22 protein-coding genes and 2 pseudogenes are annotated in these 19,848 nt (G+C 60.2%); 15 read left to right on the top strand and 9 right to left on the bottom strand.

All coding sequences use genetic code 11. The features are described 5' to 3' along the window. Positions 1–513: 513 nt before the first annotated feature. The 5 genes and pseudogenes from D3227_RS44530 to groL form a co-directional block, all read left to right on the top strand. Positions 514–909 (top strand): annotated as a pseudogene (locus tag D3227_RS44530) (NAD-dependent epimerase/dehydratase family protein); the annotation flags it as partial. A 47-nt stretch (positions 910–956) separates the two neighbouring features. Continuing rightward, a pseudogene (locus D3227_RS44525) lies at positions 957–1,061 on the top strand (NAD-dependent epimerase/dehydratase family protein); the annotation flags it as partial. Between the two features lie 105 nt (positions 1,062–1,166). Then, positions 1,167–1,460, top strand: coding sequence for a hypothetical protein (locus D3227_RS41975; protein ID WP_167480979.1), 294 nt, complete (start codon positions 1,167–1,169; stop codon positions 1,458–1,460). An 852-nt stretch (positions 1,461–2,312) separates the two neighbouring features. Further along, positions 2,313–2,609 (top strand): co-chaperone GroES, encoded by a 297-nt coding sequence (gene groES, locus D3227_RS34175; RefSeq protein ID WP_006203049.1) that lies wholly within the window; start codon positions 2,313–2,315, stop codon positions 2,607–2,609. A gap of 68 nt (positions 2,610–2,677) precedes the next feature. Then, positions 2,678–4,351 (top strand): chaperonin GroEL, encoded by a 1,674-nt coding sequence (groL, locus tag D3227_RS34170; RefSeq protein ID WP_120018545.1) that lies wholly within the window; start codon positions 2,678–2,680, stop codon positions 4,349–4,351. 763 nt (positions 4,352–5,114) lie between these two features. Here groL and D3227_RS34160 read toward each other — a convergent pair. Both D3227_RS34160 and D3227_RS34155 read right to left on the bottom strand, forming a co-directional pair. Then, a complete protein-coding gene (locus D3227_RS34160) occupies positions 5,115–5,762 on the bottom strand; it encodes a helix-turn-helix transcriptional regulator (RefSeq protein ID WP_120018543.1) in 648 nt (215 codons plus the stop codon). 837 nt (positions 5,763–6,599) lie between these two features. Then, positions 6,600–6,896, bottom strand: coding sequence for a hypothetical protein (locus tag D3227_RS34155; RefSeq protein ID WP_147377762.1), 297 nt, complete (start codon positions 6,894–6,896; stop codon positions 6,600–6,602). A gap of 101 nt (positions 6,897–6,997) precedes the next feature. Between D3227_RS34155 and D3227_RS34150 the strand changes: the two genes are divergently transcribed. Further along, positions 6,998–7,603, top strand: a complete 606-nt coding sequence (locus D3227_RS34150) for a hypothetical protein (protein WP_245452027.1) — start codon at positions 6,998–7,000, stop codon at positions 7,601–7,603. A gap of 586 nt (positions 7,604–8,189) precedes the next feature. On the opposite strand, the gene D3227_RS34145 is transcribed toward D3227_RS34150, so the two are convergent. Both D3227_RS34145 and D3227_RS34140 read right to left on the bottom strand, forming a co-directional pair. Continuing rightward, complete coding sequence (locus tag D3227_RS34145) at positions 8,190–8,468, bottom strand: hypothetical protein (protein WP_120018540.1); 279 nt, start codon at positions 8,466–8,468, stop codon at positions 8,190–8,192. After that, a complete protein-coding gene (locus D3227_RS34140) occupies positions 8,465–9,535 on the bottom strand; it encodes an acyltransferase family protein (protein ID WP_120018539.1) in 1,071 nt (356 codons plus the stop codon). The genes D3227_RS34145 and D3227_RS34140 overlap by 4 nt, the downstream gene beginning before the upstream one ends. 67 nt (positions 9,536–9,602) lie before the next feature. Between D3227_RS34140 and D3227_RS34135 the strand changes: the two genes are divergently transcribed. The 3 genes from D3227_RS34135 to D3227_RS34125 are packed head-to-tail and all read left to right on the top strand — an operon-like array spanning position 9,603 to position 11,661. Further along, complete coding sequence (locus tag D3227_RS34135) at positions 9,603–10,193, top strand: hypothetical protein (protein WP_120018538.1); 591 nt, start codon at positions 9,603–9,605, stop codon at positions 10,191–10,193. 59 nt (positions 10,194–10,252) lie between these two features. Next, positions 10,253–10,939, top strand: a complete 687-nt coding sequence (locus tag D3227_RS34130; protein WP_245452026.1) for a hypothetical protein — start codon at positions 10,253–10,255, stop codon at positions 10,937–10,939. After that, entirely contained in the window at positions 10,912–11,661 is a 750-nt protein-coding gene (locus D3227_RS34125; protein ID WP_245452025.1) for a hypothetical protein, read from the top strand. The genes D3227_RS34130 and D3227_RS34125 overlap by 28 nt, the downstream gene beginning before the upstream one ends. A 42-nt stretch (positions 11,662–11,703) precedes the next feature. Here the strand turns inward: D3227_RS34125 and D3227_RS34120 are convergent, their stop codons facing one another. From D3227_RS34120 to D3227_RS41335, 3 genes are all read right to left on the bottom strand, one after another. Next, a complete protein-coding gene (locus D3227_RS34120; protein ID WP_095204893.1) occupies positions 11,704–12,036 on the bottom strand; it encodes a hypothetical protein in 333 nt (110 codons plus the stop codon). 145 nt (positions 12,037–12,181) lie between these two features. Then, positions 12,182–12,673, bottom strand: coding sequence for a helix-turn-helix domain-containing protein (locus D3227_RS34115; RefSeq protein ID WP_245452024.1), 492 nt, complete (start codon positions 12,671–12,673; stop codon positions 12,182–12,184). Between the two features lie 46 nt (positions 12,674–12,719). After that, positions 12,720–12,956 (bottom strand): hypothetical protein, encoded by a 237-nt coding sequence (locus D3227_RS41335; RefSeq protein WP_147377761.1) that lies wholly within the window; start codon positions 12,954–12,956, stop codon positions 12,720–12,722. 352 nt (positions 12,957–13,308) lie between these two features. Here D3227_RS41335 and D3227_RS34105 point away from each other — a divergent pair, with 352 nt between their 5' ends. Further along, positions 13,309–13,650, top strand: coding sequence for a hypothetical protein (locus tag D3227_RS34105; protein ID WP_120018534.1), 342 nt, complete (start codon positions 13,309–13,311; stop codon positions 13,648–13,650). Between the two features lie 179 nt (positions 13,651–13,829). Here the strand turns inward: D3227_RS34105 and D3227_RS34100 are convergent, their stop codons facing one another. Next, a complete protein-coding gene (locus D3227_RS34100; protein WP_120018533.1) occupies positions 13,830–14,429 on the bottom strand; it encodes a thermonuclease family protein in 600 nt (199 codons plus the stop codon). Beyond that, complete coding sequence (locus tag D3227_RS34095) at positions 14,429–14,968, bottom strand: hypothetical protein (RefSeq protein ID WP_147377760.1); 540 nt, start codon at positions 14,966–14,968, stop codon at positions 14,429–14,431. The genes D3227_RS34100 and D3227_RS34095 overlap by 1 nt, the downstream gene beginning before the upstream one ends. Before the next feature lie 89 nt (positions 14,969–15,057). Here D3227_RS34095 and D3227_RS34090 point away from each other — a divergent pair, with 89 nt between their 5' ends. The 5 genes from D3227_RS34090 to D3227_RS34070 are packed head-to-tail and all read left to right on the top strand — an operon-like array spanning position 15,058 to position 19,841. Next, entirely contained in the window at positions 15,058–15,915 is an 858-nt protein-coding gene (locus D3227_RS34090; RefSeq protein ID WP_120018531.1) for a lytic transglycosylase domain-containing protein, read from the top strand. 12 nt (positions 15,916–15,927) lie between these two features. Beyond that, complete coding sequence (locus tag D3227_RS34085) at positions 15,928–16,236, top strand: TrbC/VirB2 family type IV secretion system protein (RefSeq protein ID WP_095204888.1); 309 nt, start codon at positions 15,928–15,930, stop codon at positions 16,234–16,236. Between the two features lie 5 nt (positions 16,237–16,241). After that, positions 16,242–16,550 (top strand): VirB3 family type IV secretion system protein, encoded by a 309-nt coding sequence (locus tag D3227_RS34080; RefSeq protein ID WP_095204906.1) that lies wholly within the window; start codon positions 16,242–16,244, stop codon positions 16,548–16,550. Positions 16,551–16,596: 46 nt separating this feature from the next. After that, positions 16,597–18,963 (top strand): VirB4 family type IV secretion/conjugal transfer ATPase, encoded by a 2,367-nt coding sequence (locus D3227_RS34075; RefSeq protein WP_245452023.1) that lies wholly within the window; start codon positions 16,597–16,599, stop codon positions 18,961–18,963. Between the two features lie 8 nt (positions 18,964–18,971). Continuing rightward, positions 18,972–19,841, top strand: a complete 870-nt coding sequence (locus tag D3227_RS34070) for a hypothetical protein (RefSeq protein WP_245452022.1) — start codon at positions 18,972–18,974, stop codon at positions 19,839–19,841. The last annotated feature ends 7 nt before the right edge of the window (positions 19,842–19,848 follow it).

Here is a 19,848-nt window from a genome sequence, read left to right as displayed (position 1 = left end):
ACGTCCCTGCCGGGACGTAGGTCGGGCCATTCCGCTATCGTGGGTTGCAGGTGCGTAACGTCCACGCAAACTGCGTTAATTACATTGGAAGGCCTCGCCTTGCGAATATCCATAATGCGGCGAACAGGATGTCGACCGCGAAGACAACCATGCCTCCCGGCAAACGATCATCAACAGCGCGAAGAAGACCAGGCCGCGCGATCGTAACATCGCCTCCTGTTCGCTGTCTGTCCAAAAAAACAGCAATGGCGTCTTCGGGCTATTCAAAAAAGACTTGATCAATGATCTGCGATTAGACAACCACGATACATGATGGCCGTTCATAAATCCTCCGCATCAATGCGCTACGTCTCCAGGCTTCCCCGCGGTTCCGACCAACAGAAGAGATTTGGCGCGTCAAACTCCAAGCCAGGCTCAGGAACGGCCGGTGTCCGACAATCCTGATCTAAGAAACGCTGCCGACCCGCCGGACACTGAAGGGGGATTGATATTGCGAGCCTGGAGCAACGAGGCATGAGAACGCTGGTTATTGGGGGATCCGGATTCGTCGGACACGCGGTGGTGCGTGCCTTGGTCGCCGAAGGGCACGCGGTGAGCGTGCTCAATCGGCGTACTCGCCCGCTCATCGGAGTCGAACAGCTGATCGCCGACCGCAACGACGCCAAAGCCGTCACGAGCGCCTTACTCGACCGGGAGTTCGACTGTGTCATCGACACCAACGCTTATACCGGCGAGCAGGCTCGCATCATGGTGACGGCTTTGGCCGGGCGGGTCACGCGGGCGGCAGTCATCTCGAGCGCCGCGGTTTATTCCGATGGGGCGGCGACCCCAGCGCGGGAAATCGCCCCGGCCGGTGGCGGGTCAGCCTGGGCCGAGTACGGGCGCGGCAAGGTCGAGGTTGAAGAGGTCTATCGCGAGGCGCGCTTCCCGTTTGCGCGACATTTCGCCCACCTTACATATTCGGCCCCAACAACGATCTCGATCGCGAAAGCTGGTTTTTCCGACGCATCCGGCATGGGCGCCCGGTTCTGGTGCCCGGTTCCGGCAGCTCAGTTTATCAGTTTCTGCATGAAGACGATCTCGGCGCGGCCATCACGACCTGGTTGTCCAGAACCAAGGATGCACTCGGGCCGATTTTCGCTGCCTACAATCTCGCCGATCCTGAGTTGGTGACATCGGCCGGGCTGACCGTACTTCTGGCGCGCGTCGCGGGCCGAGAGGTCAAGATGCATTGCGTCGGCTCGGCGGCTGGCGAGCGAAGGCCAAGAGCCTGGTTTCCTTTCCGCAATATCGACTGCGCGGTCGACCCGAGCCGCTTTATGAATGCCTACGGGTGGTCCTCGGCGGTACCGCTGGAGCAGCAGTTTGCCGACGTCTTATCGGCGCTCGAGCGCCGTGGCGCGCTGGCACAGAACGACTGGACGCCGCTTGAGGCGGACTTGTTGGAAATCTTGTCCTGAGATGTTCGCGATCTATTGCCAGCAGTTGGACGGAGGAACCGTGACGCGGATGCCGGTCCCTTCGCCATAGGCACTCAGTTGCGCTGACGCTGCAGGCAATCGCGACGTCGGCGCAATCACCACGGGCCTCAAGCACATCGGCGCAGGGATCCGCGTTTTTTTGACATCGGGAATGTCGCCGTCAATTGCGGCGGGAGTCGAGGAAGGGCTGTCGGTGTCACACCGTCGGCCGTCGCCAGCAGTCTGCTGCCGACGGCTCCGTGTCATTGAAACAAAAGGGCCGCCCGAAGGCGGCAAGATCGGGAGTGCCCGAATCTGCAATGGGATCGACGATCCAGGACGGGCCAAGCTTACCCCACGTCAGCGCAATTGCAATCGGTGCGTCGCCAGCCTTCCTGTTTACGGAATATTAGGCCTGTTTTCGCATCATCGATCCGGGCGGCTGAGTAGTGCGTTCCGCCCGCACCCCATTTCAGTCATGGGGCTGCCAAGCCGCCGGGGCGGTTTACTGCTTCGCAGAAGCGCCGTTTTTCGACCGATCTGTGACGCCAAGACCTTTCAGTGATCTCAGTGATCTCGGTCTCGAGCTGACCGGCAGCTACGGGCTCGCCGAACGATGGCCACTGCTGGGCGCTGCGGTCGCAATAAGACAGCCGGCCAAATCATCATACCGGCTGTCTGCAATCGCCTCAAGAGCGTCTTGACTCTCCTATGCCAGGAGCCTATCCCCCGCGGTGTTAGCACTCGCCATTGATGAGTGCTAACTAATGTCCGGAACCGCCGGGCGTACTGGTTTGTCCGGCTTCGCCGGATAGAGGGACGGTTCTCACCGTTCTCATCGAGGAAGAAAAAATGGCAAAGTCGAAGTTCCGCCCGCTTCATGACCGCGTGGTCGTTCGCCGGGTCGAATCCGAATCCAAGACCGCCGGCGGGATCATCATCCCCGACACGGCAAAGGAAAAGCCGCAGGAAGGCGAGATCATCGCTGTCGGCTCCGGCGCTCGTGACGAAGCCGGCAAGCTCGTTCCGCTGGACGTCAAGGCCGGCGACCGCATCCTGTTCGGCAAGTGGTCGGGCACTGAAGTCAAGCTCAATGGCGAAGACCTTCTGATCATGAAGGAATCCGACATCATGGGCATCATCGGCTGAATATCGGCCTCTCTTTCACCTGAATCTTCATCTTCGGGCTCTCTGCGAGCCCCTGCCAGGAGCTAAACATGGCTGCCAAGGACGTAAAATTCTCCCGTGATGCCCGTGAGCGCATGCTGCGCGGCGTCAACATCCTCGCCGACGCGGTGAAGGTCACGCTCGGCCCCAAGGGCCGCAACGTCGTCATCGACAAGTCGTTCGGCGCCCCGCGCATCACCAAGGACGGCGTCACCGTCGCCAAGGAAATCGAGCTCGAGGACAAGTTCGAAAACATGGGCGCGCAGATGGTCCGCGAAGTTGCTTCGAAGACCAATGACATCGCCGGCGACGGCACCACGACCGCGACCGTTCTGGCGCAGTCGATCGTCCAGGAAGGCCACAAGGCGGTTGCCGCCGGCATGAACCCGATGGACCTGAAGCGCGGCATCGATCTCGCCGTCACCGAAGTCGTCGCCCACCTCACCAAGAACGCCAAGAAGATCAAGACCTCCGAGGAAGTCGCCCAGGTCGGCACCATCGCCGGCAATGGCGACGAGTCGGTCGGCAAGATGATCGCCGAAGCGATGCAGAAGGTCGGCAACGAGGGCGTCATCACCGTCGAGGAAGCCAAGACCGCCGAGACCGAACTCGAAGTCGTCGAAGGCATGCAGTTCGACCGCGGCTATCTCTCGCCCTACTTCGTCACCAACGCCGAAAAGATGGTTGCGGATCTGGAAGACGCCTACATCCTGCTGCACGAGAAGAAGCTGTCCAACCTTCAGGCCATGCTGCCGGTTCTCGAAGCCGTCGTGCAGACCTCGAAGCCGCTGGTCATCATTTCGGAAGACGTCGAAGGCGAGGCCCTGGCCACGCTGGTCGTCAACAAGCTGCGTGGCGGCCTGAAGATCGCCGCCGTCAAGGCGCCGGGCTTCGGTGATCGCCGCAAGGCCATGCTGGAAGACATCGCCATCCTCACCGGTGGCCAGGTCATCTCGGAGGACCTCGGCATCAAGCTCGAGAACGTCGGCCTCAACATGCTCGGCCGCGCCAAGAAGGTGTCGATCTCCAAGGAGAACACCACCATCGTCGACGGTGCCGGCAAGAAGGCCGAGATCCAGGGCCGCGTCGCCCAGATCAAGCAGCAGATCGAGGAGACCACCTCGGACTACGACAAGGAGAAGCTGCAGGAACGTCTCGCGAAGCTCGCGGGCGGCGTTGCGGTGATCCGCGTCGGCGGTGCGACGGAAGTCGAAGTCAAGGAAAAGAAGGACCGCGTCGATGACGCCCTCAACGCGACCCGCGCGGCCGTGGAAGAAGGCATCGTTGCTGGCGGCGGCGTCGCCCTGCTGCGCGCTTCGCTGAGCATCAAGGCGGTCGGCGCCAACTCCGACCAGACCGCTGGCATCGCCATCGTGCGCCGTGCGCTGCAGGCTCCGGCCCGCCAGATCGCGGCCAACGCCGGAGCTGAAGCCTCGATCGTTGCCGGCAAGATCCTCGAGAACAAGGACGCGACCTTCGGCTACAACGCCCAGACCGGCGAATACGGCGACATGATCGCCATGGGTATCGTCGATCCGATGAAGGTCGTGCGCACCGCTCTCCAGGACGCGGCCTCGGTCGCCGGCCTGCTCGTCACCACCGAAGCCATGATCGCGGAGGCTCCGAAGAAGGAGTCGGCTGGCGGCGGCATGCCTGGCGGCATGGGCGGCGGCGGCATGGGCGGCATGGGTGGCATGGGTGGCATGGGTGGCATGGACTTCTAATTGACGAATGATCCCGAAAAGTTGCAGACTTTTCGGATAAGATCATTCGCAATGAGAACTCCATAAAGCACGCCATCAACTGACAATGCTCAACCCGCAAGCGGGTTTGAGGGGCAGCCTGGATTTCTAATCGAACCCATTCAGCCCTCAGATACGGAAAGGGCGGCATCGATGCCGCCCTTTCTTCGTGTCCATTGCGCCGGTTGTCGGCGACCCGCAAGCCGGGGTATGCCCGCCAAGGATTATGCTTATGTTTGGACGGATACTGCCTTTTTTCTTGGGGCTGGCCTTACTGTTGGGCAGCGGCTGCGCGCACAGCGATGATGGTACGGTGATTATTCCGAGATCGCTTGATGCCAGGCGATTCTTTGACAAAGAGCCGCTACGCCTGCGGCGGCAACAGATCGAAACCAGCGTGTTTCCGGTTGCGCCACAGGAGCCGGAACGGCTCAAACCGCGCCGTACGGCTAGTCTCAAGACATCAAACCGACGGGCATCGCCGGCCGCAAGTCCTCCGCTCTCCTCTTCCGAGCCACACAAGCCGCTTGTCTGCAAGAACATCAGCGAGCCCGGCAAGCGGTACCGGGTGGTTTGCGAATAGGACACTTGGTTTGGCCAGCATTCTCCCCCTGCGGTGCCTTCCTGATCAGGTTGTCCAGAGCGACGTCTCCCTTCTTTCCCATGATCCAGTCATTCTATCATTCCCAGCTTCACGAAACGGAACGAGTTTGCCGGCGGCTTCCGCGAAGCGCTTGGCTACCGATCAGAACAGTCTTTGAAAGAAAAGGCCGCGCTCGGCCGCGATCGCAACCGCATGGGCCAAGCTTTTGGCACCCAGCTTGGCCCGTGCCAGATCAAGATGAAATCGGACCGTGCGAGGGGATAGCGACAGTTTCTCTGCGGTCCGTTTGACCTTCTCTCCCCTCGCGTACCATTTCAGGCACTCGATCTCTCTATCGGAGCAGACCGTCCGATGGAGTCGCCTTCCTTGGATTCGACCGATAGCATTGTGAAATTCGCCGGCGAGATGCTGGAGGTCGCGAACCTCGGATTTGAGGAACGCCTGCCACGCCGCTGCGTTCTCGTTGCTCGTCACGCTCAGAATGCCGCGGTCGCCGTCGACACCCCTAACCGGGAACGTGACGCCATGCTTCCCGACACCATGTTGCCTCGCTTCACCAAAGAACGTGCGCACGGCCTTGTCCGATAGGTCGATCTCCTTCCAATCAACCAATGTCACAGCACGCAGCCCGTAGCGAAGCACGGGATCGATGTCGAAAAAATCCTTCTCGATGTAGCGTTTCACCCACTCAGGCGAATAGGTGGTCACACAGAACGGCTTACTCGGTTCCTCGTAAACCGGCCTGACGGTAAGAAAGGCCGCCGTCTCAAGGGCCGTAACTCTCGACAATTGTGTTCAGAAGGTCCGCTGCGTCCGCAGGAGAGGCAACTGCGCGAATACCCTCCGTCATGTCGTGAAAATTTGAGTCAAATTGCGCCATATCCAGCTTGCCTTCTTGCTATCGACGTGCCTCTGCAAGCCAGTCGCGCGGCTATCTAACTACGTTGCTCCTCGCTGGATTCCAGCGTCTCACGTCCTGTCAAAAGTGACAGGCAAAACCGCCAGTATACATAGGTTGCAACCCGCATTATTCCAGATTGGATGACCACAACCCGGCGTGGAGGAAACGCCTTGGATGCGATTGTACTTTCGTCAAACGATGTGGCTCGGCAGACTAACTCCACACGTGCCAACCGCCGTGCATCACATCAGCGTTCCGCAACGGACGACCACGAAATTTGCCGTCTCTGCTCGGAGCTAGAACAATTGGACGCTGACCGGGAAGCTCTTTTTGCTTTCTTCCCTCCGCCTGCGCCGGGCAACCCTGCGCAGAGCAGGCAGTTTTTCACAAAGCTGAACTCGATTACGGCTCGCTATTTAGCGCTCGAACAGCGGCTTCGAGAGGCGCGCAGCGACATCAGGCAAGGCCGCCCACGAAGCCGCTGAGTTCGTCCAGCGGATGCCGCTGCGACCGCCGCGGCATAGCGCGCATTCAGAGTATCGATTGCCTGATGGCCCCGCGTCAGCTCGATACCGAGGCCCTACCCGGCCCATCGGGCGCGGATCCGGATACGAGCACCCTCCTCCCCTCGCGGGATATGAGTGAGAGACACTTGCACAGCGATTTGCAAGATAGTTTACTGACTCAATGAATCTGAAGAGGAGTGGCCCATGGGGAGCCGGCAATCAACTTTTGCTTCGTGCACCTATCGCGGCGTCGACGGCTGCGACCTGGGCCAGACCGCGACGCTGGGAAAGCAGGCGTGGCCTTGTGGCGTTGTCGCCATGGCATAGCTCGTAACCGCCACCTTGAAAAAATGGCTTGTCTGCTTGCCGGTCCGGAAAGACGCAGCTGTCATCGTCGCGCGTTGCGCGACCGGCGAAATGGCCGACGTCGCAGGCCAAATGCTGAAAGCCGGTATAGGCGTCACCCTCCCCGACGATCCCGATCGTCGCATCCGCCTCTACGCCCAGATCGAGCATCAGGCTCGCATAACCCATCGCGGCATTTGGGCCAGCACCTTCCAGATGCCTTGGCTCCACCGGAAATCCTCACCTGCAAACCCATGACCCACGAGCACGACATGCGTTCTTTTCGTCACATCCTCCACCTCGTCGCCTCCGCGGCCTTGCTCGCCGGTTGCGCCGAGCGAGTGCCGGATGCTTCACATTCGGCCGGCCCCGTTTCGGTTACGGACTCCTATTGGAAACCGGATCGCGTCAGTCGCAGCCGGCAAGAATATGCGCCCGACTGGGGCCGCTTCCCGCCGGTCATTACCCAGCGAACCGGCTACCCGACCGAAGCTCAGGCGAATAACGCCTTGCGCCGCTCGCATTGGAGCTCAGTGCCTGTGCGCACGCTCATCACCGAGGAAGGCATCAAGACGATCTCCGTCCCTGCGGAAGCCCCGGACACGATCGCTGCAGGCGTTCGTGTCTTTGCGTGCCGGCCCGGAGCGCTCAACGGCTATACCGGCCGCGTGCAATACTACGAGGGCGCCGTCGTCGCCTGCGCTTCCGACCTCCTGTCTGCCGATGGTCGCGTGCTCGCCCGAGTACCCCTCAATTTCTACTACTGGCAGAAGGCTTGGCGCGTCCAAGACCCGAGGCCGTCCTACAAATCCGTCCCGTGGGCTTATCAGGAACCCTCGCCACCCAAGAGCAAGGGCTGGTTCGGCAACCGCTACTAAGCGGCGGCCGTCACACTGCCGCGTGTCGGCTGGCCAGACGCGCACAGAAGCCGACGGCCAAACCAACGGCAAGGCGCCGGCGTCGCCAAGATTGTCCGCAGCGTATGAGAGGTACGCTACGAGCGGCTTTTACGACGCTCCGGATGTGTCGTCACGCAGCGTGCCGATTCACCACCACGCCTCTTTCGTGCAGATCCCAGTTCAAAGATGGCGACGGCCGTCTTCGGCGACTTCGAGCGTATTGCGTGTGGTCGCGCCAGCAGTCATGGCGACCTTCAGCACGGAGGCCGCACGCTCATCTCCGGCCGAAAATCATGCCTTCCCGCACCTTTCTTTTAGGAAGAACAGGCCCGGCGAGCGACTATTTCAAAGGCACTCGCTATGCGAGATCGATCTGTCGTTCGGCCAAAGTGTTTCGCAAGGCTCTAGAATAGTTCAATCTCGTTCCTGGCGAAATCAGTGTTAGTGCTCGGCATTGCCGACGGTCGCCCACGAAGATTCTGCTGGTATCGTGCGTTCAGCATTCTGGGGGAGCGAGCGGCAGGCCGCACAGCCTCCCAACATCGCAGCTACTTCACGGTCGAGGTCATCTATCGGTTAGGCTCTGCTCTTCTGCTGGGGGCTCGTTTCGTACGAACACGTCCAGCACTTGCGCGATATTGATCCCTGACGGCGATCCGTTGCGCACCATACCCCTCGATACCGCCGAGCGCATGGCTCCAATGACGCAGCATGCCGCGACGAGCGCTGCCACGGCATCGCCGTCGGTCTCGGTCAATAGCTGCTCCGCCAGCGCCCTCGCTCCTCGCGGAATTTGATCGACATCTTCACCACCAAGCGACCACTGACGATTTTCTTCCGTCACGGCGACACCTCCCGGACTGTTCGATTTGACCATTGGCGGCCAAGCTGGCGGAGCGGATCTCCGATCGCCGCTGTCAGTACATGAGACAGCCCGATCGCGATCGCGATCGAGAACGTTGCCGTCGCCGGAGCGCCCAGGAATTGGCCAACGGACCAGTTGAACAGCGCCAGCACCGGCAGATGGATCAGATAGAGCGCATACGAAATGCCTCCTAGGCGGCGCAGAATCCGCCCTGGCCAGTTCACAGAACCATTCCGCAAGGTCGCCCTTGTCACGATCCACCCGCACGTCAGCGCCAGTGCGGCAGTCGCCACGCCATGTGTCGCCGGCGGCAAGATCGCCAGCATGAAGGCCCCGACCGTCATCCAGAACGCCGCTTCCATGTTACCGATCGCCAGCAGGTTTTCCGCCAGCCATGGCCATGCGCTTGTGCCCATGGTTGCTCCGATCGCCAGCCCGACCGCGATTGCATCGATGCGGAATGTCCAAAGCGTCCCGCCCCATGGCCGCAGCGTGTACGCCCCGACCACGAGAACGAGTCCGGCTAGCGCGACGAGCGCCCACCGCGGTAGCAAGAACACCAGGAGCGGAGCCAGTAGATAAAATTGCATTTCGGCGGCGATCGACCAGAATGGTCCAAACGCAAAGGCGTTCCCGCATCCTGTGGCGCCCCCGAAACAGGGCGCCCAATGCGCATTCGAGATGAAGGCGAATGCCGCCTTCGCGTCTGCAGGCTCAACGCCGCTTCCCGGCAGGATCAACCCGATCGAGAGGATGGCGCCGACGCACCAGGCCAGCGGCACGATCCGCATAGCACGCCTGACATAGAAGGCGAAGGCCGCCTCGAGCGCTCCCCGCTCGAGGCGCAGGCTTCGCAATGAGCGTTCCACCACCAGGCCGGAAATCACAAAGAACAGGTCGACCCCGACGCTCCATGCCGGCGCAAACAGCAGAGCCGCGGCCGTCCCGCCTTCTCCGAAGACCGGCCCGACATGCGACAGCACCACAAGCCCGATCGCCAGGCCTCGCAATTCATCCAGCCCCGATAGCCGGACTTCTTGTCCCATCCAAATATCACGCTCGACAATCATCACGATATTGATTTAATCATAGGGCATAAAAGCGAGGTAAGGAATGCATGGACGCCTGACATTTATCGCAGTCGCGGCTGCCCTTACATTGGCACCCGACGCTTCGGCTCAGTCGCTCACGCATGATCCGAACGCCTGGCGCGCCGTCGCCTACGCCGATCTCGAACTCCCGAACTCGGAAGCTGTGCCCTACGCGTCCCTATGGGCCGACCGACTGAAGAAGAACAACGACGCCTACGCGGCCAAAGGCGATACGCGCTTTGCGGTCGCCAACGCGCCGGCTTCCGAGAGTCACATCGTCGTTCGCAGCCCGACCAAAACCGTCGTCCTCTCGGTCCTGCACACGCTCACCGGCTGCTCGCCGATCCGCGCCGATCCTGTCGGCAATGCCACGCTGAAACGATGTCCCATGCGCTTGGCGATCTACCAGAACGGCCGATCAACGGTCGCTGACGCCGGCTCCGGCTGTTTCATCGAATATGGCGCGCAACCGAACAACGTCCGCCCCGACCTCGCTCGGAATGGTGCGATGGGTGCATATGATGTTCAGGCCAAAAGCATTCGCGCCGGCATCGTATTCCAAGGTGAAATCGCCCCGGAATGCCAATTCCGGGTCCCTGTCCCGCAACCCTAGAGGAAGTCGCGATGCCCGGTGTGTTTCCGGCAACCTCGATACTCGGAAGGAGCGCAACCATGATCGACATGGAAAACCTGACCTTATTCAGTACACCAGCCTGCCACCGGCCATCGACAGCGACAGCGGATCAAGGCTTCCCTCACGACCTGCGATGCGCGGCCTTGACCGGGGCTCCTGGCGGCGGCCACGGCGGTGTCAGGAGGTTTACCATGTCCACGCTTGCCGCCCTCGCGATTATCCCCATGTCTGCCATCTCCGCACACGCATGGGAGCCTCTAGGCTACCAGTCGCTCACGACCACAGACGCGCAGCCGGCCATACAGACCGCATGGTCCGATATCATCGCCTCGAAAGCCGCCTATTGGCGTGACGAGCTGCACAGAACCATTCCGGCCGGGCAGATACCGCCACTCGATATCCTGTCGAAGCCCATCAAAGTCGGATCGCATACCTTCATCGTCTCGATCGCCTCGACCCGCAAATGCGAGACTGGCGCAAACAACGCCGGCTCTTCCATAGAGCCTGACCTATGCGAGGCGCGCATCATTGATCCAGACAGCGGCAAAATCATTGCACGCGCGGAAGCCTGCTACGTCGATCTGTCCGACGACGATCGACCCCAGGCCAATCGTAACGATCGAACCGAAATCGACGTCAAAGCGAACGCCAAAGAGATCGATTTTCGTTCCTTCGTCGGCGGCAAGGAGTGGTCTCGATGCACAACCAGCGCCAAGCTTCCATGAGGCGCATTCCTATGTATCGTCTCTATTCCAAACTCAGCAGCGTCCTTGCGGCCGGCCTTCTAGTCTGCAATTCGGTGACGGCAGCATATGCAGCCGGCGCACAATATTGCGAGCGCACCGACTACTCCGCACAGTACATCACAGATGCCGTGAAGAATTCGTCCCTGCACGACGAGCTGAAAACCACATCGTGCAGCCTTGGCGGCCTCGGTCGCTTCGAATCCGGCGGCAACAAAGGCGTCTACAATGGCTCTTGCTGCACCGGCATTTTCCAGCTGAACAACACCAACATCAAAAACTACGCAGGCATGTCGCGTTCCGAGTTTGGCTGCCAATCCCTCCAGTTTCAGGTCGACACCTGGGCCAAGCTTACAAACGACGGCTATAACTCCGCGCCCGTCAAGCAGCTCATCCAGATGGGGACCTTCGACGGTCAGAAGGTCGATGGCTCATTTATTGCGGCCTGTATTCAATTGGGGACTGGCAATTGCCAGCAGATGGTTCGCTCAGGCCGCTGTAGCGGATTCTCCGATATCAACGGGACAACCATCTGCGATATGGCGAAGAACGCACGCTCCATGGCCGACGCCAGCTGCCAAGAAGGTGACATGGCCGCGTGCCTGGGGCCGGGGGATTTCAATACAGGAGGCGACACAAAACTCGCCTCTGCCGCTCCAGGCCCGACCGGCAACGATATCAATGTCGCCTCTGGTCAGGTGTAACCCCATCTTCCCGTTGAAGGCCACGCCGTCGGCACGCCTCCTTCAATGGGAGAGATTTCGCGACGAGAGCTTTCCAAATCCCCGTTTCAGATGGCTCGCCAGCTCCTGGCGCACATCATCAGGCCATTGCTCCATCACAACGCAGTTCACTTCGGCCGCAACCAGCGACCAGTACAGCAGATCCGCGTATCGTCCTTCGAACAGAGCCGCCACGATGAACTGTCCGATCACCAAAGTGATTGCCTCGGGCTTGCCTTTCTTCCGCAGAAATTCCGAAACCTCTTCCACCCATGGTTTCGGGTGGCAATCGACGAACGCTGCCGCCTCCCTATAAAGCGCGTCGTCTCCTGCGACTTGCCAGATATTCGCTTGCATCGTGGACCCTTCAGCAAAATGATAACATTACATCGACGCTGGCGGATTTCCTGATGCGAGTCAAAGAAATATAAAATATATTTTCTGCCTATCGTAGCAAATGAATCTACGCTGGTAGTTTAGCAGATTCTACTTTTCTTGTATGCTACTGGCTTGTCCTGCGTCCCTTTTTGGCCGGAGGCAGCCGCTTCTTCTCGGAGGTTGCCCCAGCGGGGCTGACTGCCTCTTTCAAAGAAGGTACACCACTGAACTCCGTCATCGAGCGCTTCACAGCACGCGTGGCCTCGATATGCCGGGCAATCTCGTTGAAGTTGAAGCCGAACGTCTCGATGTCCCGCTTCACGCTGTCGTCGTCACCAGTCCGACCAACGAGCGTCCACACCGGCACCTTCAGATGCCGTGCCAGCCGCTCCAGGGTGACGAATGTCGGGTTCCCCTTCCCCGTCCGCAACTGGTAGAGCGTGCCGCGCGATAGCCCCGTAGCGTCGGCAAAACTCGCATAGTCCGGGTACTCGTTCTCGATTTGGCGAAGTCGCAGCGCGAGCAGGATCGAAAGCCAACCATCGCTGTCTTCTGTCTTGTTTTTAAATATCGGCACGGTTGCACTCCTGCTTATCGGTCGGAATATGACGGCCATTTTCTGTAAAATGTCTAGTGCTCAGGCTGTTAGCCGAAACGATGATTCATTGGCCTATCAAAGTGTCGCGCATCGTCCCCATACTCCCGTAAAGTGACGTCGTATAGCTTTTAGCCGCCGCTAAAATCATTCCAAACACGATAGCATTTCGATCTGCATGCCCCTGTTGAAAATGAATAATTAAATGATCATCCGGGACAACCCTGTTCTCTGGCCCCGCGGCAGGCAGGCCCTGCAATTGTTGCCCCATACCATTTTGAATGACCTGGTTCAGGTCGACCATAAGCGAAACCTCGACGCCGCTGTTTTCAAGAGCGTGGATGATTTCCCGGCTATGTAACGATATTAGGCGGCTGCGCAGCTCACGATTCGCATTTGCCGATTACGCTCAAAACGGACCTCAAGGCTTGGCCCCGCGGAGTTGGCGAGGATCCAATCTCTATCCCTGTTCGAGCTGAAAAGGCGACGGGTAATCCGCCGCAGTCTGAAGCCGGTACCGCCGAAAGCGGCACCATGCCGCCCGCCGTCGAAAGACGCTTGATCCATGAGGGGCCAGCCTATCTCCATTGATCATTATAATGACGGCCGATCTGTGATATTATAATGATCAACATCGAAATAGGAGGCTCTCTCTCATGTTCATGAGGTTCGCGTTCGCAATTTTCGCCGGCGGCGTGCTCGCTTTCTTCGCCCTGCCCGATCAGGAAGCCGGCCTTCGCATGCTCAGCTTTTCCACTGCTTTCTTGATCCTGTCCCTCGCCGCCGTCTGTGTCATCGCGTTTCTGACGCGCAAACTCGGACGTTATCGTCTTCCCTCCTCGTTTCAGCTGTCGCGCTGTGATGACGATCTTCCTTTACATGACGCTGCAAAGCCCGATCGCTCCCCTTGGTCGACATTCGGCGTCAACCCCAAGGATCCGAACCTCATCTGGCAGTACCGCCTCAACGATCGGCGCCTTGGCCGCTTCAAACTCTAACAGTCCCAACGCGCCAGCAACCGCTCAATCCCGCGCACAGACCGTCCGCCTGTTTCATCAGGTCTGCGATCTGCCTGATACGGTAACGCAAATGATTAGACGCCTTTGCGCAAGGCGACGTCCCGAGTTCCAATGGCCTCAGCAGAATGTACAGTATGATCCAACGCGCCGGGGACCGGTTATCGATTTGCAGGCGGATTCGAAGACTGACCAGCCTGGTTAGATGCGTTTCGGATATCGCGGAGGATGATGGCATTCGGATCGGGCACGTCGGCAAACTGCCACAGGCCAAGGTACTGCTTTTTAGCGACCTCCTGCGCGACGATATAGGGAGCATGGACCGGAGCGCCGTTCGGAGTGACAGCCGCGAACGCCCAGCCGGTCGAGATCAGCGCCGTGCCGAGATCGATGCGAGAACCGGCCGCGGATCCTGAAGTAGGCTGCGCGACGCAAACGACGAAGCGCGTTTTGGTCGCGGCCTGCCAGGCGGCCGTGTAGCATTGAGGTTTGAGATCCCGGATGAGCGAGACGAGCATTGCAAGGCTTGCCTCCCCGCAATCGACATGCCCCCCTGCCCTATTTGTGAAATATGTGCCTCGCAGGCAGGCTTGAACGCCGTAGAGACGGTGGGTCTCACCGGCATAGGTCCAGCTGTCGCCGGTGCTGAACGATGCTGTGGCGGGGATCGGAAACCAGGGGTTGGATTTGTCCTCGGCCAGTGCCGGAACACTGGCGAGGACGGCCGCGAGAATGCCGGCGGCGGCGAAGCCAGGTTTCATTATTGATACCTGCTCAGATTGAACCAGAACCGTTGTTTGCCGTCGGTCGTCGTGAGATCGAGATAGTTTGGCTCCGTCCTCTGCTCGCGCCGCGTCACGGCCGATGTTGGACGCGCACCGTAACCCGAACCTCTCGCGTTCGTGCCCCAAGAGGCATTCGTTGCATTCCGCGCAGCACACAAAGCGCCGTTATTGTCGGGCTTGTAGACAGTTTGTGAGCGAGAGCTGTTGTCGCTCCCGCTCGATTCCGTCTCGGGCGAGACGGCGATCGTGCCGTCTGGGCAGGGTTTGAATTTCTCATATCCGATACGACCGGAACTGCCGGCCTCGGGGCACTGGGGCCAGGCCTCCCCATGCGCGACCATACGGAAAGCGCGCTCGACCGGAGGCACACATTCCCCGACGCTCGCCCAACCCTGCGGGTTGAGGATGCACAGCAAGACCTTGCAGCCAAAATCATCAGCATGGGCCGGCGCCGGGGACAGAGCCGCCAAGGTCGGCAAAAACGCCACAACGGGAAGAACCTTGCTCATTTTCATTGTGCCTGCCTCAATTTCGCGATTGCAGTTCATCGATTCATTGTATTAATTCCGCATTACAGAATCGGCAACGGCGCAGGATTATTTTAATGATTCGATCCCGCAAAGCGGTACTTGCAGCGGGTGCGATCCTGGCGACGTGCCAAGCGGCGTCTGCACAGGAAGCTGCGCAGAAATTCCAGGACCGAGTTACAGCACCTGCCACGCGCAGCGTTAATGCTGCCGTCGACGTGAATGGCCGGGTGATGCCGGCCTACCAGGTTGAAAGCCAGGCCGTGCAGCGGATCGGTGCGGCGGGAGGTGCTGACCGCGCGGCCGCTACGGTGACATCGACCTTGGCTGACAACCCATGCCCCGGCGTCGCGGCCCTGTCGAAGGAAGAAGGACAGCGGATCGTCGAAGCGGTCGCGCGCCAGCAAGGCTTTGCCCCGCCCCTCGTCCTCGCGGTTGCCCGGGCCGAAAGCCGCTTCAATTCCGGCGCGCTATCGCCCAAAGGGGCCTATGGCCTGATGCAGCTTCTGCCGTCCACGGCGGTAAGCTACGGTGTCAATATCTGCGATCCAGCGGACAATGTGAAAGGTGGGATCGGCTTTCTGCGGGATCTGCATCGCAAATTTCCGAACCCGATATACATGCTCGCCGCCTACAATGCCGGCGAGATCGCGGTTCTCAAATATAAGGGCGTGCCGCCCTACCCCGAGACGGTTGGCTACGTCGCCAACGTCATCAACGATTTCTACCAATGGCCATCGGTCGGGTCTGAGGCAGTGATGCCCGCCGGGGCGGTGAGCCTTGACCTGGCCGGCGTTCAACCGGCTGCGGCCGTTGCACCGGATCAACGAAATGATCCGACATCCCGCACCAATTCCCGCAATGGCAGCACAATGAAGTCTCGCGAAGCGACGGCGCCGGTCTGGCAAGGCGGGATGGTGCAAAACTTTGACTGAGGAGAAGCTTTGATGACCTTGTGGAAGATGTTTGCTGCACGCGGCACTGGTGTGGCGATGCCGCTCATGCTCTTGGCAACGCAAGCGATGGCTGGGGGCGGAAATCTCCAGCCGGTGCAAAGCACGCTGCAGACGTTGGTGCAGACCTTGACCGGGCCGATCGCGACGGCTTTGGCGGTTCTGTTCTGCATTTTCATGGGCTTCATGGCCTGGGCGGCACGCCTTTCATGGTTTGTGGCCGGAAGCTGGGTCTTGGGTATCGTGCTGGTCTTCGGCTCGGCCCAGATCGTCGAATTCTTTCAATCCGCGGTCGGAAGGTGATCGGCATGGCAGACGGCCGGATCGACCCTGGCGAGCCCAGACTGTTGATCACTCCGCTGGTCAAGGGCTTGACCCGAGCGCCGACGGTGCTCGGCATCCCCTACGAGCTAGCGGGGTTCATCGGCGTGCTGACCGCTGTCGTGTTCCTTGCAACCCATAATCTGATCATGCTCTGTATCTGCGTGCCGCTCTATGCGGTTACCAGGATCGCGATCATGCGCGATCCCATGTTCATCGAGATCATGTTCATCCGTTCACGAAAGATGCCGCCCCGGAGCGCCAGCTTCTGGGGGGCGCGCAGTTACCGGGTGTGACGTGGCGATCGCACGGGCTCTTCACGATGAACTGAGTTTCGGGGCCGTGTCTCGTCGGGAGAATCCGGTTTCGGCCCACATACCCTATTCGCGGCATGTGTCCGACGAGGTGATCAAGACGCAGGACGGCATGTTGATGTCCTTCGTTCACATGAGCGGACTGTGCTTCGAGACGATCGATATCGCCGAGATCAATTCGCGCCTGCTCGGCCGCAACGATCTCATTCGGGGGTTGGCGAACTCCCGCTATGCGATCTACTCGCATATCCTGCGCCGCGAGGTGAAGCCGGCGATCGAGTCGAGCTTCGAGAATAAGTTCTGCCAAGAGCTGGATCAGCGCTACACGGCGGCCCTGCGCACCCAGCGCACGTTTGTGAACGACATCTACCTGACGATCGTGCGGCGCGAGCTGCAAGGCACGGTCGGGACCGCGGATCTCGTGATCCGCAAGCTTTTGGGACGAAGGGCCGCGGACGGTCGCTCTTCGAGCGAGGAGCGGGCGCTGATCGAACTCACGGACGTGATGAAAGCCGTCCGAGAGAGCCTGCAGGCGTATGGCGCGCGGGTTCTCACCGTCGTCAAGCGCAGTGACGTTTGGCATTCCGAGCCGCTGGAATTCCTGGTGCAGCTCGTCAATGGCGGATCGCCGCGGCCGATGGCACTGCCGCGCATGAAACTCGCGGAGGCGCTAGCGACGAAGCGGCTGTTCTTTGGCCCGAATGCGCTGGAAATTCGCGGGGCGTTCCCTGGCGAAACGCGATACGGCGCCATCATTTCGGTCGGCGAGTACCCCTCCATTACGGGACCAGGGATGCTCAACCCCATGCTGAAGGTGCCGCACGAATTCATCGTGACGCAATCCTTCGCCATCATCGACAAGCCCCAGGCGCTGACCCAGATGGAGCGGGTCGGGCGCAAGATCGACATGTCGGATGAAGCCGGCTCGATCGTGGCCGATCAACTCGGTGAAGCGCGCGATGAGCTTCTGTCCTCGGAAGCGCTCTATGGCTTGCATCATCTGACGGTGCTGTGCCTCGGGAAAACCATGGACGACGTGGCGCGCTGCGTGACCGATGTCGGCACGGCGCTGACGGAGGTGTCCGCCCTGTGGGTTCGCGAGGACCTGAATTGTGAACCTGCGTTCTGGGCCACCCTGCCTGGCAATTTCGCCTATGTGGCGCGCAAGTCGATGATCTCATCGAAGAACATGGCGGGCTTCTCGGCCTTCCATAACTATCCGAGCGGCCGGACTGGCGGGGTCCATTGGGGAACGCCGATAAGCGTCCTGGAGACGACGTCGCAAACGGCCTACTTCTTCAACTTCCATGTTCGAGACCTCGGCAACTTCACCCTGAACGGTCCCTCGGGCTCGGGCAAGACGGTGCTGCTCGGCTTTCTCGCGGCACAGGCGCAGCGCATTACGCCGCGCCCCAAGCTGGTGATGATCGACAAGGATCGTGGCCTGGATATCTTCGTGCGGTCGCTTGGCGGCCGCTATGAGGTTCTGAAGGCCGGGGAGCCTTCCGGCTTCAATCCGTTGCGCCTGCCCGATACGCCGCGCAACCGCGAATTCCTCTTCCAGCTTTTCAGCTTCATGCTGCGTCGATCCGACGGACACGCCCACTCGACGCGCGAGGAGCAAGTCATCCGCAACGCGATCGCCCAAGTGGCGAGCGCGCCGCCCGAAGGTCGAACCATGGAGGAGTTCGCCGAGCTGTTGCGCGGTGCGATGCGCGCCGGCGATGACGATCTCTATTCGCGCTTGCAGCCATGGATGAGGCCGGATCAGCGCGGTTGGTTGTTCAACAACGCGGAAGACTCGTTTTCGATGTCGTCCATTTTCGGCTTCGACATGACGAGCGTGTTGAGCGACGCAACGACCAGCACCGCGGCCTTGCTCTATATCTTCCATCGCATCGAGGAGCTGCTTGACGGGCAACCGGTCATGATCTTCCTCGATGAAGGCTGGAAGCTCCTGGACAATGATATTTTCAGCTACTTCATCAAGGACAAGCTGAAAACCATTCGCAAGCTGAATGGCATCATCGGCTTCGGCACGCAGTCCGCGGCGGATATTGTGAAGTCGTCGATTGCCAACACGCTGATCGAACAGACGCCGACCAATATTTTTTTCCCCAACCCGAAGGCCGACGAGGAATCGCACAGGGCGTTCGGGCTGTCGGAGCGCGAGATCAAATGGATCCGCGAAACCCCGCCCGAAGCCCGCAAATTCCTGATCAAGCATGATCAGGACAGCGTCATTGCGCGCCTCAATCTGGGCGCGATGCCTGACGCGATCAAGATCCTCTCCGGTCGAATTGAGACGGTTCAGGAGCTCGACGCGCTGCGCGCGCGCGTCGGCGACGATCCGCAGGTTTGGTTGCCAATCTTTCTTGGGAGGGACCCGGAATGAAGACCATTATGGGCGCGATGGCCGCCCTTGTGACGATTTTCCCGGGATCGACGGCGATGGCGGCCGTGCCGGTTTCTGACAGCCCGATCTTGTCGCAGCGGAGCGAGGACAAGGCCGACAAGGTTCAGATCAAGCTCATCCAGGAGGACACGAAGTCCGCCACGCAGGGCGTCAATTGCTCGGTGACGACGCCCAAAAAGGCGCAGAACGTGAAGAGCCCGAAGGCTTCGGTCGATCCGGCGAGTGGCCAGGCGTCCTTGGAACAGGCCAATCCGGACATCAAGGGCTCTTCGGCGTTCGCCTCGACCGGGTCGGGATCTGGCGCTGTCGGCGGCAATGCCGATGAAAGGGGCCAGTTGGATATCACCAGTCAGATTCTAGGGGGCATGAATGGCAGCATCTCAACGGTGGCTCCCAATAAGCAGTCCTTCGAGACCATGGGTCAGGATATCGGGACCGACAAAACGGTCATGGAAGCCTTCGACAGCAACAGCGCAATCCGCGCCCAAGGCGGGCTGACCTTCAACGAGGTGATCCAGGCGACAGGGTTCTTCGCCCAAGCTTTCAACGTGCGGAACATCGGCACTGCCACACTGACAAGTCGGGGATCCTCCGGCCTGGTGGTGCCCACTCCCGCGTCCCCGCCGCCTGGCTCGGGTGGCTCGACAAGCTGTCCCGGGGCTACAAGCGGCGGCGGCACGGCCGGCAACCCATGCTGCCCGTCGACGGACGGCGCATGCACGGCGCCGCGCACGACCGACACGGTTGAAAACGTCTCGCCCGCGCTTTCGCAAATCCAAAGGGACGCCAACAGCGCCCCCGTCACAATGACGACCGACGAACTGTTGTCGGCCGTCAAGCAATATCAGGCTCAATAGGAGAATG

The sequence above is a fragment of the Mesorhizobium waimense genome (assembly GCF_003601975.1).
Lineage (GTDB): Bacteria > Pseudomonadota > Alphaproteobacteria > Rhizobiales > Rhizobiaceae > Mesorhizobium > Mesorhizobium waimense.
The sequence above is the reverse complement of the archived record's forward strand: the minus strand, read 5'-3'. Positions and strand labels throughout refer to the sequence as shown.